This is a genomic window from Saezia sanguinis (assembly GCF_003991585.1).
GTDB lineage: Bacteria > Pseudomonadota > Gammaproteobacteria > Burkholderiales > Burkholderiaceae_C > Saezia > Saezia sanguinis.
The window spans coordinates 406,974-421,465 of record NZ_PQSP01000002.1 but is presented as its reverse complement, the minus strand read 5'-3'; the positions used below and the strand labels follow the sequence as shown (position 1 = coordinate 421,465).

Annotated in this window: 6 protein-coding genes and 1 tRNA gene; 5 read left to right on the top strand and 2 right to left on the bottom strand. The window is 50.9% G+C overall.

Going from position 1 to position 14,492, the window contains the following annotated elements:
* The first annotated feature begins 225 nt into the window (after positions 1-225).
* The 5 genes from CUZ56_RS05970 (at position 226) to CUZ56_RS05950 (ending at position 11,718) form a co-directional block, all read left to right on the top strand.
* Entirely contained in the window at positions 226-2,076 is a 1,851-nt protein-coding gene (locus CUZ56_RS05970) for a flotillin family protein (protein ID WP_239442101.1), read from the top strand.
* A 185-nt stretch (positions 2,077-2,261) separates the two neighbouring features.
* A complete protein-coding gene (locus CUZ56_RS05965) occupies positions 2,262-7,574 on the top strand; it encodes a DNA repair ATPase (protein ID WP_126979201.1) in 5,313 nt (1,770 codons plus the stop codon).
* Complete coding sequence (locus tag CUZ56_RS05960) at positions 7,561-8,121, top strand: rhomboid family intramembrane serine protease (RefSeq protein WP_126979199.1); 561 nt, start codon at positions 7,561-7,563, stop codon at positions 8,119-8,121. Before CUZ56_RS05965 ends, CUZ56_RS05960 begins: the two co-directional genes overlap by 14 nt.
* A 276-nt stretch (positions 8,122-8,397) precedes the next feature.
* Entirely contained in the window at positions 8,398-11,520 is a 3,123-nt protein-coding gene (locus tag CUZ56_RS05955; RefSeq protein ID WP_162615263.1) for an AAA domain-containing protein, read from the top strand.
* A gap of 124 nt (positions 11,521-11,644) precedes the next feature.
* A tRNA-Gly gene (locus CUZ56_RS05950) sits at positions 11,645-11,718 on the top strand.
* Between the two features lie 595 nt (positions 11,719-12,313).
* Here CUZ56_RS05950 and CUZ56_RS05945 read toward each other — a convergent pair.
* Both CUZ56_RS05945 and CUZ56_RS05940 read right to left on the bottom strand, forming a co-directional pair.
* Positions 12,314-12,895 (bottom strand): methylated-DNA--[protein]-cysteine S-methyltransferase, encoded by a 582-nt coding sequence (locus tag CUZ56_RS05945; RefSeq protein ID WP_239442099.1) that lies wholly within the window; start codon positions 12,893-12,895, stop codon positions 12,314-12,316.
* Positions 12,880-14,343, bottom strand: a complete 1,464-nt coding sequence (locus CUZ56_RS05940; protein WP_126979195.1) for a DNA-3-methyladenine glycosylase 2 family protein — start codon at positions 14,341-14,343, stop codon at positions 12,880-12,882. Before CUZ56_RS05940 ends, CUZ56_RS05945 begins: the two co-directional genes overlap by 16 nt.
* Positions 14,344-14,492 lie beyond the last annotated feature (149 nt).

The window sequence follows — 14,492 nt, the reverse complement described above, 5'->3', positions numbered from 1 at the left end:
AAGGGGATATCAGGCATGAATGTTACTGGCACGCTCATCACGACAATTGGGGTGGTACTTGTCTCTCTTGTCGTTTTCATTTTGGTTATATTTGCAGTACTCAAAGCTTTTTACACCAAAGTACCGCAAGGCACGGCTTTGATCAGAAACGGTCTGATGCACAGACAACCTAAAGTCAGTTTTACCGGGTCGTTCGTCTTCCCTGTGCTGCATATCAAGGAATTGATGAAAATCTCCCTGGTCACCCTGCAAATTGAACGCCGGGGCAAAGACGGGCTGATCTGTAAAGACAATCTGCGTGCAGACATCAGCGTTTCATTTTATATGCGCGTGAACAAAACCTCGGAGGATGTGCTGCAGGTTGCACAGTCGGTTGGTGTGGAGCGTGCCTCTGACCACCGTGCGCTGGATCAGCTCTTCAACGCCAAATTTTCCGAAGCATTAAAAACCGCCGGGAAAAAATTCAACCTGGAAGAACTGTTTGAAAAACGGCTGCAATTCCGCGACGAAATCAAAATCGTCATCGAAGGCCTCAATGGCTATGTGCTGGAAGATGTTGCAATTGACTACCTGGAGCAAACTAAAGTTGAATTCCTGGATCCCAACAACATCATGGATTCCGAAGGTATCCGTAAAATTACCGACCGCACAGCCAAAGAAAGCATTGAAACCAACCGCATTCAGCGCTATGAAGAGCTGACCAAACAGAAAGAAAACGTCGAGGCCAAAGAAAAATCACTGGCGCTGGACCGCCAACAGGCCGTTGCCGAAGCGCAGCAAAAGCGTGAAATTGAAAGCACCCAGGCGCGTGAAGAAGCTGAAACCCAGTTGGTCAAAGAACAGCAGCGCCTGCGTTCGGAAGAAGCCCGCATTGCCGCCCAGGAACAGATTGACGTGCGCCTGCAAAACCAGCAGCGCGAAGTTGAAATTGCCGAACAAAACCGCCAGCGTGCCGTTGTCATTGAAGTTGAAAAAGTCACCCGTGCCCGTGATCTGGAAGTTGTTGCACGCGAACGCGATGTGGAACTGCAACGCATTGACAAAGAAAAGGCACTTGAAGAAGAACGCAAAAACATTGCCAACGTCATTCGTGAACGTGTCGCTGTGGATAAAACCGTAGCTCAGGAAGAAGAGCGCATCAAAGAAGTACGTGTTGTCTCCGAGGCCGACCGGAACAAACAGGTCGCTATTCTGGAAGCAGAAGCCATTGCTGAACAGGAACTGGTGCAGCAGGTGAAAAAAGCGCAGGCTGATGAAGAACGTTCCAAACACAAAGCCGTTGAAATCAACACCATGGCTCAGGCTGAACTGGAAGCAGCCGCCAAGCAGGCCGAAGCCAAGATCCGTATGGCACAGGGTGTGGAAGCTGAACGTGCTGCCCCCGGCCTGGCCGATGCCCGTGTGCTGGAAGTCACCGCAGCAGCTAAAGAAAAAGACGGCCTGGCAACGGCCAAGGTGCAGGCAGAACTGATCATTGCCGAAGCCAAGGGCGAGCAGGAAAAAGGCATGGCAGAAGCCCGTGTCATAGAAGCCAAAGCCGCTGCCAAAGAAAAAGATGGTCTGGCTGAAGCCAAAGTGCTGGAAGAAAAACTGTTTGCACAGGCACGCGGCGAAGAACAACTGGGTATTGCCAAAGCCAGAGCCACGAAAGAACTGGGCACCGCAGAAGCACAGGCACTGCTGGACCGCCTCAATTCCGAATCGGAAGGTCTGGCCAAGAAATTCCATGCCATGGACACCCTTACCGACAACACCCGCGCGCACGAAGAATTCCGCATGCAGCTTGAAAAAGACTTTGACGAAGCCATGGCCGCTATTGCTGCCAACAAAGAAATCGCCAAAGAACAGGCCGAAGTGCTGGCCGCAGCGCTGTCCAAGGCCAAGGTTGAACTGGTGGGCGGCGGTGGCGACTATTTCAATGCGTTTGCCAAGTCTCTTTCCATTGGCAAATCCATTGAAGGCGTGGTTGGGAAGAGCCCGCTGGTACAGGACCTGCTGACCAGGCTGCTCAGTGGTAAAGGTGGCAACACTGGCAGCGTCATTGGCGATCTGCCTGTGTCACCCAAAGACCAGTAATCTCCCGTGCACACGGTGCAGCAAACAAAGCAAACGCTTTTGCTGCTGCACCGCGCCAGCAAAGCGTATAGATACGACCAATGCCGGGACAGTGATATGACAGGCCATTGCCTTTCATCAGGCCGCTTGCAGTCAAGCGGCATTTGTTCTACCGGTATGAAGAGCTCACTTGCAGGAATATCGACATGACAGACATGCCAGCTGAAACTCCAGATGCTCAGGATATGGTGGATAAAGCCGTCGCCGAAGGCGGCGCTTACGAAGTACTTAACCGGCGCCTGCAGGACCAGGGGCTGCGGCTCAAGGACATCACGCAAAAACTCAATGAGCATCGCCTCAAAGAGTTTGGCGACAGCCACATGGAAGTCATCGGACGGGTACGCATCCGCACCGAAAACAACTGCATCGCACGCGACATTGTCCGCGTTGGTGATTTTCTGCTGTTTGGTTACAACGTATTTATCGGGCTGAAAAAAGAAACCGCCATCTCCGACGTATTCTCCCTGTATCGCCTGGTAGAAACAGAAGAAGGCTACGATGTAGAGGCCTGCCCGGCTGAAGGCAGCTTTCTGACCCATCCACGCTTCATTGCAGACTTCAACGAACTTTACACTTATTACAAAGACACCAAGCTGCTGCAGTTGATGGTACGGGACAACAAGCTGCTGGCCAGTTTCCAGATCGGCGAGCGCTACACCGATATCCGCGTATTCCGCTGGGCACTGCCTGCCAATGGCGACAGCAGCCAAATTCAGTACATTGATAACCGGGGCGACCGCGATATTGCGCTGCCCGCCCCTTATGATTTTGAATGGCTTCACACCACGCGCGAGATGATCATCGATACAGCCCGAAGGCTGTATATGAACATTGCCAACACCCTGTTCATTGAACAACGGCGCGGCACACTCACCTTCAAAATTGAAAACAACACCCCCGATGGGCAGATTATCTTCACGGAAAAAGTAGAAGACGAAAACCAGGCGCTTGGCGACCTGCGGGTTGAATTTGCCGAACTGGGCTCTTTGCTGCTGCTTAAAATCCTGCCCTACCGTGAGCAGCAATGGCGCCATTACATTTACAACAAGCTGAATCAGAAAATCGCACGCGTAGATGCGCTGGGGCTGGCGTGTATTCAACTGCCGGAAGACCATGGCATTATCTTTCCGGGTGGGTACTATCTGCAAAACGGCGAATTCAAAACGTTTGACATCCCCATGTTGGGCATGCGCTTCAAACGCACTGTACGCTCGCCCAACGGCGAAGATGTGCTGTACATTTTTTACGACCCGGAAGTAGGCAATTCCGTTCTGCTCACCTACGACGTCATCAGCCGCCAACTGGAGCCGCCGGTTCTGGGACACGGTTATGCCAGGCTGGAAGACGGCCGCATGGTCATTTTCCACTCTGAAGGCAATGAACCGACACGTATCCACCCGATGCAAATCTGGCAAACGCCGTTTTACTCTGAAGAGTACGCTGCACGCCAGCCGGCCCGTAACGGTTTCTTTGGCCGGGTAGGTAATGCAGAACTGGTTCGTGGTATTTCTGACTTTTACGAACTCTGCCGTGAAATTGCCTCCCCTTCCGTCTCTGTGCAACGTTACTCCATGCTGTGCCAGCATGTACGCCGCCTGTTTGACGCCTATCACTGGCTGGGCGATGCGCAGCTTAAGCAACTGCCAGCACTGTTGCGCGAAATCACCGCCACCGCTGAAATGGTGCTGGACGAATATGAAAAAGTTGAAAGCATTCGCAGCCAGTCAGCGCAGGCACTGGCTGATGCGCAGGCTAAGCAGAAAAACCTGCTGAACCTGCTGCTGCCCGAAGGATGGGACAACGTTCAGCAGTATGTGGGTGCGTTGAACGACATTACCGCTCAGCGTGGCCTGCTGCTGACCATACGTGACTACCGCTATATAGATACCGCTGTCATCGACCAGATGGAAACCGATCTGCTGGCCGCACAGGAGCGCACGGCAGCAGCCACCGCCACCTTTTTAGCCAGTGATACGGCGCTGCTGCCTTTCACCACGCAGTTGCAGGAACTGGACGCACAGGCACAGAAGGCTAAAACCGTCAACGCCTTGTCAATCCCGATGGCAGCCATGCAAAGCATGGCCAATGACCTGGATATGCTCACCAGCCTGATGGGCACACTCCAGATTGAAGATGCAACGCAGCGCACACACATCATCGAGGCCATCTCCGAGGTATATGCCAAGCTCAACCAAAGCAAAGCACGCGCGGAACAACGCCGTAAAGGCCTGGGTTCGGCGGAAACCGTAGCGCAGTTTGGTGCCCAGTTCAGCCTTTTCAGCCAGAGCATTGTCAACGCCCTGGCGCTCTCACAAGACCCTGAAAAATGCGATGACCAGTTATCGCGCCTGCTGGTACAGCTTGAAGAACTGGAAGGCCAGTTCGGTGATCATGAAGAATTTCTGGGAGACATTCTCGCCAAACGCGAAGAAGTGCTTGAGACATTTGAGTCTCACAAACAGTCTCTGCTGGACGAGCGTCAGCGTAAAGCACAAAACGTGCAGGATGCCGCCCGCCGTATTCTCGATACATTGCCACGCCGCACCGCGCGCCTGAACAAACCGGAAGAAATGAATGCATTCTTTGCATCGGATCCTCTGATTTTAAAACTGCGCGAACTGGTATCCCGTCTGCGTGAACTGCATGACAGTGTGCGTGCCGATGACGTCGAAGCCCGCTTAAAAAGCGCACGCGATCAGGCATTGCGCTCATTGCGCGACAAAACCGAACTGTTTGAAGATGGCGGCAATGTCATTAAACTGGGCCCCAGGCACCGCTTCAGCGTCAATACGCAGGAGCTGGACCTGACCCTGCTGCCGCGTGACAACCATTTATGCATCCACCTGACCGGTACCGACTATTTTGAACCGCTGAACAATCCAGAGCTTGAAAACCTGCGGGATTACTGGCAAATATCGATCGAATCGGAAACCCCGCAGCTTTACCGCGGTGAATATCTGGCGGCGCAAATTCTGAAAGCAGCCAGCCAGCAGCAGGAAGGTTTGTCACTGAACCTGCTCAAAACCCAGCTGGCACAACCCGATGTGCTGGGCAAAACCGTGCGCGACTTTGCCACGCCGCGTTACAAAGAAGGCTACGAAAAAGGCATTCACGACCATGACGCAACCCTGCTCCTTTTGCAGTTGCTACCCTTGGCCGAAAGTGCCGGGTTGCTGCGCTACTCGCCATTGCCACGGGCATTGGCCGGTCTGTTCTGGCAATATACCCGCGCCAATGAAGAAGCCAGCGCTTTGTGGATAGAACGCGCACGCGCCAGCAAATCCATTCAACTATTGTTTGGCCGTGCGCAGGGCATCACTGCGTTGCGGCAGGAAATTGCACAGTCCATACAGGACTGGTTTGACAAAACCGGCCTTTCTTACGACCAGTCCGTCGCACATGAAGCGGCTGATTACCTGGTGCAGGCTCTGGCAGCCGACCGTGTGGAATTTACCTTCAGCAAATACGGCAAACAACTGCAGGACGCCCTGCAACTGCGCCTGCAGGGCGAGCGCATGTGGGATGACTTCCGCCAAGCACTGCAACGCCTGGGAGAACGACCTGACGCCCAATGGGGGCAGGTTGAAAACGCGCTGCAAGGCTTATGTCAGGCTGATGAAAGCCAAAACCTGAATGCCATTGCCGGCTACATTCCGGAAGCCATCGTTTTATTTTTGCTGACCGAAGACTTCCCGCTGCGCTTTACCGAAACGGATCTGCGCTTTACCGTCAAAGACCTGATGGGTACACACCCGCGCATTGAAAACCAGCAGATGCATTTATCCGTGGATGATTTTTTTGCACGGGTACGCCAGCACACAGAAGTATTCCTGCCGGCACTGAACCGCTATCAGTTGCTGCGGCAAAACATCATTGCCCAGGAACGCGAATCATTGCGGCTGGAGGAGTTTAAACCCAGGCCACTGACATCTTTTGTCCGCAACCGCCTGATCAATGACGTCTACCTGCCTGTTATCGGCGACAACCTCGCCAAGCAGATGGGAACGGTCGGGGAGAGCAAACGCTCTGACCTGATGGGCCTGCTGATGCTAATCTCCCCGCCCGGCTATGGCAAAACCACGCTGATGGAATACGTGGCGCACCGGCTGGGGCTGATTTTCATGAAAATCAACGGCCCGTCATTGGGCCACCGTGTTCACTCACTGGACCCGGCCCAGGCACCTGACGCCACATCACGCCAGGAGCTCGAAAAGCTCAACCTGGCGCTTGAAATGGGCAACAACGTCATGCTGTATGTCGATGACATACAGCACACCAATGCGGAGTTTTTACAAAAATTCATTTCACTGTGTGACGGCACCCGCCGCATCGAAGGCGTATGGAAAGGCCGTACCAAAACCTACGACATGCGCGCGCGCCGGTTCTGCGTTGTCATGGCCGGCAACCCTTATACAGAATCAGGCGAAGTGTTCAAAATACCGGACATGCTCGCCAACCGTGCCGATATTTATAACCTGGGTGAAACACTGGGCGGCATGCAAGAGGCATTTGCACTGAGCTATATTGAAAACTCGCTCACATCCAATGCCGTGCTGGCACCTTTGGCAACCCGTGACATGGCCGATGTGTACCGCTTTGTTGACAAGGCCGATGGCAAAGAAATTTCCAACAACGAGTTCAGCTACAGCTACAGTGCAGCAGAAATCAATGAAATTGTCGGCACCCTGCAACGCATGTTCACCATTCGCGAAGTGGTGCTCAAAGTCAACCAGCAATACATTGCCAGCGCTGCACAGGCCGATAAATACCGCACAGAGCCGCCATTCAGACTGCAGGGCAGCTACCGCAACATGAACAAAATGGCAGAAAAAATCTCTGCCATCATGAACGAAGGCGAAATTGCCCAGGTCATTAACGACCACTACCAGGGCGAAGCCCAGTTGCTCACCACCGGCGCTGAAGAAAACCTGCTGAAACTCTCTGAACTGCGCGGTCGCATGACCGAAGAACAACAGCAACGCTGGGAGCAGATCAGGCAGGACTTCCTGCGGATCAAGGCCATGGGTGGTGACGATGCCGATACCGGCATGCGGGTTGTGGCTCAGTTGAATGACCTAGTCAATGAATTCCAGGGCTTTGCCCAGTTTGTTGAAAACAAGCCGGATACACCGCCCCTGCAAATTCCATGGCAGCAGATTTTTGATCAGCTCGAAAAACTCGAGCAGCCTCCTGCCCCGCCCAATGTGTCGGTGAACCTTTCGACCCAGCCCCAGCCCGGCGTGGCCGAAATTCTGCAAGGTATGGCAAGCACACTGGAGAAGAGCTTTATTCCTGTCATGAAGCTGATGGATAAAAAGCTGGAAGTAGATCTGCGCTCACAGAAAAACATTGTGAACCTGACCAATGGTTTACGTAAACTGGCAACACTCATGGGACACACACAGGTGATCGAAACCATGAAAGACAGCGACACCAGCGATTACTATGACCGCAAGTAAAGCCCAGTGGGAAAAACGGCTGCTGATACTTTTCACCATAGCGGCACTGATGATTGTGCTGCAAGCCATCAATGCCACCATGGGCGGCATATTGGCACGTGATTTTGGCCTTTGGCCCAGGCACCTCAGCGGCCTGCCCGGTATTATCCTTTCGCCCTGGCTGCATAACAGCTGGATGCATCTGTGGTCCAACCTGCCGGTCCTGCTGCTTTTCAGCCTGCTGGCCATGTGGGACTCACCCAAACGCTTTATACACGCCAGCGTATGGATTATCCTGGGCAGTGGTCTGCTGGTCTGGATATTTGGCCGCAACAGCATCCATGCCGGCGCCAGTGGCTGGCTGTTTGGTTTATGGGCATGGTTGATTGCGCGCGCTTTTTTTCAACGCAATATCGCCAACATCGTCATCGGTCTGATCGTATTGCTGTTGTACGGCGGGCTATGGCTGGGGCTACTTCCCAAAGAAGGCGTATCCATCGAATACCATCTGGCCGGAGTAATCTGTGGCACACTGACAGCCTGGATTTACCGAAAAAAACGCGCCTAACGGAAGTGCTTTGCCAAAACTTCTGCATTTGTCAAACCTGAACCTATGCCCACTGAATTTATCCAACGCATTACACAGTTTTACCGTACCTGTTATCAGATAGAAAACCGTGAACTCAGGCTTGACCAAGTCCTCAATGAATCCGGGAACAACTATTTTCAGGATAAAACCAAGCCTCAGGAATTTCACTTTTTTTCAGGGCAAGAACAATTAGCTAGGTGCATTACACCCACAGTTGAGCTGGATACGGAGACAGGAAAATCTTTTTGTCTCCAAATGTCTTTATATGCCCATGAAACTCAGCTAATCTACGGCCTGTTTTATATCTGCGGCTATCCGCCTCATGCGCGGGTACTCGAGTTGTTACATTTAATCCACGGCTTTCGTGACGCCGAAGGCAGATATGTCGCACCGGCCTGGATACAACAGGCCAACGGTGACGAAAAGAAAAAGACACAGCTATACAACCAATACCGCAATCAAATCGAACCTTATTGGGTTGCAGGCCCTTTGATTTATTATGAAGCAATTGTTGGTCACAATAACGTTACAGATATTTATACCTTGAGTATTGATGCACACATGCCTGTGCTCAACAAAGGCCTTTTAAAAAGAATATTGCGTGAACAGTATGATGCATCTGTTCTCAGCACAGCACCAACGCTCACGCCCGCAGAAGGCATTACCCGAAGCTATTTGGAAAAATTGTCTGAATGGCTTAAAACTTATTGTTACTTTACGTCCTCCAACCATGTTGACCATGTGTTTGGCCTGACCTCAGGCGGCACAGTTACAGCTTCCGTCACGCCTGAACCAGCCCCCAAAATTTCCAGAAAGTCCAAAAAAAAAGCCCTACGTCGCAAAGCAACAGGCATTGCCATCAGAACAGGCATTGCCATCAGGTATGTGATTCACACGGCCAGCTTCCCTGCTCTTGAGCCCAATCTCCAACAACGACATTTAGACAACCCTGATCAGGAAAACCATCTGAAAATATATTCCTGCGGCATGTTGTTCTACGTCAAACAAAAAAGCATCAGCCAAAATATCCGGCATGAACTCAATGAACTGCCAAAACAGGCGGGTTTTTCCAACGCAATCTACAACCTGCTGGGCATGCCTGCTTATTATTTTGATGATTCATCTTACACATTGCGTCAGCTTTATGAATACTTTGTGTCATGTCAGGAAAAACACCCCAATGCACCGGAACTATTCCCGATTGCACAAAAAATTGCCCGGCGCTTGTTATCAAGAAGACTCTATCTCCTTGAACAAATATATATCAACTCATTGCTGAGCCTACATCAGAAACCAAGTAATAAGGGTGAGGTTCAGAATAGAGAGAATCTCCTTTTTTCCATTCAACATCATAACGAGCAGCTATTTCCAACGCCTGCACCCACCATTCTACAAAGCAGACCTCATGCCTTACCCGCTTTATTAAGCCAGGCACAGGCCAATGCTTTAAACAACGCTATTCAATACCCTTTAAGCATCATTAACGGCCCACCCGGAACCGGCAAAAGCTATACCCTTGCGGCCATGGCTCTGGATCGCATACTCAACGATGAAACTGTACTGATTGTGACTGGCTCAGAACAGGCTGCCAACGTAATTGCCGATAAACTGTGCACTGACATGGGTCTGGCAGAAGGCGTCATGAACTTCGGCTACAACAAAACGCTGGTTCCAGCCCTGAAAGACAAGCTGAACTTCTTTACCAGAATAGATTTGTCTGCCCCCGAACCGAATACAGCCGCACCATCCACCCGATCCGTGGAAAATGAATTAAAAAAATGTGCCCAAAAAGAGCTGAACCTGCGCAAAGCTTTTACCGAAAAAGGAACGCTGGCTTTGCATACAAGTCAGCTGATTGTTGCCAATGAACAGAAAAAACTCCCATGGTGGAAAAGGACATTGCAAATGTCATTTGTCCGCCGCAAAATCAGCAGCAGCACCAAGCACTGGCAGATTTTGGACCAACTGATTGCATGCCAAAAACAGCGTGAAATACTCAGCCGAAACTACCTGAACATTAAACGCCACGACACCCTGCAAAAACTGCTGAACGAGCATAGAGAAGAATTTCTGAGATACGATGAATCACTCAATGAAACAGACTACAAAAACTGGAGAATTGGACATGTAGAGTGGCACCTGATGCTTAAAGCACTGCCTGTATGGATCATGACTTTCAACGACCTGCATCGGGTACTCCCCTTGCATCCTAATTTGTTTGATCTGCTGATCGTCGATGAAGCCACACAGTGCGATATTGCCACGGCACTGCCTGCTTTTTTCCGCTGCAAACGTGCTGTAGTCACTGGCGACTATCAGCAACTGCGGCACATTTCATTTTTGTCTCGTCAACTGGAACAACACACTTTTCAACAAACCGGCCTGCCTGCAGATACATTTGAAAAATGGAGCTACCGTGATAACAGCCTGCTGGACCTGGTGAACGCACAAATCAAAGACAGCAACGCCATCACGTTTCTGGATGAGCACTTTCGCTCCCGCCCTGAACTCATTGCATTCAGCAACCGGCATTTCTACAATAACCGCATTAAGGTCATGAAAGAAAGGCCGGTATCGCCTGAAAGCATGGCAGAAAAACCGCCCGCGTTGATTCTGGAACGTATAGAAGGCGCACGCTCATCCACCAATGTCAATCAGGCAGAAGTAGAGCGCACTCTTGAACTGATACAGGCACATATCCATACTTATCAGAATGCCGATACCAAACCCAGCATCGGCATCCTGTCGCCATTTCGCGCCCAGGTAGATGCAATCCGCCAGCATCTCATGCGCGAAATCAGTGCAGACAACATTCTGGCCTTTAAAATTCTGGTCGGCACCCCCTATGGCTTCCAGGGAGAAGAACGCGACCTGATGATTCTGAGCTTTACGCTGGACAATGAAAGCCGGCGTGCCAGCTACTACCTCAACCGGCCTGATGTGTTTAATGTGACCGTAACACGTGCACGCGAGCAGCAGATCGTTCTTTTCAGTGGCGATGAAAATACACTGCCGCCAGATAACCTGTTGAGACTGTATCTGGAAAGCATTCAGTCCGGTTATGCTTTGCAGCAACCTGACGCCACTCCACATACAGAATTCCAACAGCAGGTCTGCAATGCATTGGAGGTTCATGGCATTTGCATCTGGAAAAACTTTTTTATTGCAGGCCAGATCGTTGACCTGATTTGCCAGAAAGACGAACGTATGCTGGCCATTGACTTGATTGGTTACCCCGGCCCTGGAGAAGATTACCTGGGCGTAGAACGCTACCAGATACTTGCCCGTGCCGGCCTCGAAATGCTGCCATTGAGTTACGGCATCTGGACTGTGGACCGGCAGGTGGCAATAGATGCTATTTTGGAACGCCTGGCCTGAATCAGCCAAGTGCTAACAAGACAAAACAGGCTCTTTGGCACCACATGCTACTCATATACATGCAAAAAAAGAATTCTTTCCTTATAATGTGCACTCGCATCCTCTTGCGGTGCGCTCACTTTAAGCGGGTGTAGTTCAATGGTAGAACGGCAGCTTCCCAAGCTTTAGACGAGGGTTCGATTCCCTTCACCCGCTCCAACAGGTTGTACGCAAAAACGCACTGCTACTCATAACCTGTTGAAAAATAGAGTCTGGCATTAAATTGTTATACTGAAAACATGATGACCAGAAATCAGAAAATCGGGTTTGCCATAGGCCTGTTGTTGGCCATCAGCAGCGCGGTATCTATCTATTCGCTTCTTGCCTATTTGGGTGCGCTTTTTGAATCATTTGGGGCGGAGTTACCCACACTCACAGCAATGCTCATCAGGTTCAAATGGCTGGACATGTGGCTGCCGTGCATTTTTTGGCTACTGGCTTTGGCTGCGTATCGCTGCCACCATCGGAAAACATGGGTAGCCATGCTAACAGCGACATATATGATTTCCATCGCATGTATTGCATTTGCCGCCTATATACAGAATGCGCCGATATACGGCCCTGCTGCTGTATAAGCATCAGCATTGCCAGCATGACACATCAGCTGGAAGCATGTTATGCCATAAATGAACAACCAAATGGTTCATGTGATGTCATTGATAAAGTAGTATCAATAACACGCCTGGCGACTTGCTGCCCTGCATATCCGTTGAAAAAATAACGTCGCTTCCATCCCCTAGTTTCATCCATTTAACTACAAGGCTGTGCTCTGACGGGGAATAAACAGGCCGGATATATCAGCACCTTCTAACTCCAGCAGCTTTATTTTCTTACTGATACCGCCGGCGTACCCAGTCAAACTGCCATTTGTCCCTATCACACGATGGCAGGGAATGATAATCGAAATGGGGTTATGCCCCACAGCGCCCCCAACGGCCTGGCTGGACATGCTCGCTTTCCCCATTCGTTTGGCCACCTTTTTAGCAATATCGCCATAGGTGGTTAATTTTCCATACGGAATTTCACACAGGATATTCCATACAGCCTTGCGAAATTCCCCTCCAATCGGGGCCAAAGGCAACTCAGAGATGGCCGGCGTTTTACCCGCAAAATACCTATCCAGCCAGTTTCTGGCTGCAGTAAAAATAGCCAGATCAGTTTTTTCTGTAAGTGGTTCTGTCACCGTGCCGCCAAAATACTTTTGACCTTCCATCCATAACCCGACAAGCCGTTCACCATCGCTTGCTAACATGATCACACCAATTGGCGACACATAATGAGTTGAGTAAAACATGTCTTCCTCCGTATATAGGAAATGTTTTATAAAGAATTCCACAAATTAACGGTTGCATAACTTCGCCAGGGCCGCCATACTTCAGCCAAGGCTTGTATTTCCTTGAGCGTTCGAGGGGCAAGCGCTTTTTTCACACCATCGTCTGTGTATGGGAATGCATCAGGCCACCCGGCAGCTCTCATCACAATGTATTGCGCTGTCCACATGCCAACGCCGGGAATATCCATCAGTTTTTCAACCACTGTTTCAGGCTGGGCACACACATTGAAATCAATGTCTTTGTGAACAAACGCCCGGGCCAGCTCCAAGATAGCGTTTGCACGTTTTGAGGTGATACCTAATGGCCCCAGATGATTGCCAATTCGCCCACCTAACGCAAGAATGCCATCAGGCGTTGGAAACGTGTGCGTCAGCCCTTGCACTCCTGTTGCCACAGGTGTGCCATAAGCTGCAGCCAGCCTTGCAGCCAGCGTTGTTGCCGCTTTCACGGTCACCTGCTGTCCCAACACAGCACGTACAGACATCTCAAATGCATCAAAACTGCCAGGCAGACGAACGCCCCGCACACAAAGGCCCGGCCGAATGCTGTTCATGGAGTCAAGCGTTTCGTATACCGCATCCGGATCGCACGCCACATCAAACAAACACCGAACCCGTGCTAAAACATGAAGCAGCACCGGCAGCAAAGCTGAATCAATTGTCACTGCCAGGGCATTGTTCTGCGGGCAATGCGCCACCTGTATCCAGCCATACACATTTTTCTGATCTTTGGACACTAAATGTACCGTGCGCAGATAAGCCCCGTTACTGACGGTTTCTACGCCAGGTACGGCTCGCTTGGCCAGAAAATCCATCATTTGCTGCCACTGGTAAGGGGGCCGGTACCCCAGCGTTAAAGTCACGCTGTTGCTTTGCCCCGCCACGCCTCCAGCCTGCCGGCGTAGTGCCGTTGGTGCCAGCCGGTAATGCTTTCGAAAAAGATCATTGAAGCGGCGCAAGCTGCCAAAGCCTGCCGTCATTGCCACATCAAGCACGGAGAGGTCCGTGTCGGTGAGCAGATTTTTGGCAAGCAACAGCCTGCATGTTTGCAGATACTGTATGGGCGTGACATTGTATTGTGCTGTAAATACACGGCGTAAATGGCGATCTGTACAGCCAAGACGGCTGGCAAATGTTTCAATGTTGTGCTCACTGCCGCAGTTTTCTTCAAATAACCTGGCTGCCCGATGGGCAAGCGAGGTAGACGCATCCATCCGTGATACGCCAGGAGCCAGTTCCGGCCGGCATAAAAGACATGGACGAAACCCTGCCTGCTCTGCCGCCGCTGCTGTGCTGTAAAAAGTACAGTTCTCGGCTTTCGGCAATCTGGCGCGGCATACAGGTCGGCAATATATTCCTGTTGAAGAAACGCCTACAAAAAAACGGCCATCAAATCGCGTATCTTTTGCTTTAAAAGCAGCATACCAAATTGATTTTTCATTTTTCAGCATGGCTATTCTCTTTCCTCTTGGATACCAATCATAGCACCGCCTCCATTTAATTCTGGCTGTTTTCGGACATATATATAAAAAGTCAGATATTTCCCGGGAAAGTGGCTTAACTAAAAACAGTGCAGAACCGCCTGATGTGCTTGTCGTCT

Bases quoted from the DNA above. Each gene is read 5' to 3' on its own strand.
- CUZ56_RS05970 (WP_239442101.1), top strand. From the start codon at position 226: ATGAAAATCTCCCTGGTCACCCTGCAAATTGAACGCCGGGGCAAAGAC.
- CUZ56_RS05965 (WP_126979201.1), top strand. From the start codon at position 2,262: ATGACAGACATGCCAGCTGAAACTCCAGATGCTCAGGATATGGTGGAT.
- CUZ56_RS05960 (WP_126979199.1), top strand. From the start codon at position 7,561: ATGACCGCAAGTAAAGCCCAGTGGGAAAAACGGCTGCTGATACTTTTC.
- CUZ56_RS05955 (WP_162615263.1), top strand. From the start codon at position 8,398: ATGTCTTTATATGCCCATGAAACTCAGCTAATCTACGGCCTGTTTTAT.
- CUZ56_RS05940 (WP_126979195.1), bottom strand. From the start codon at position 14,343: ATGCTGAAAAATGAAAAATCAATTTGGTATGCTGCTTTTAAAGCAAAA.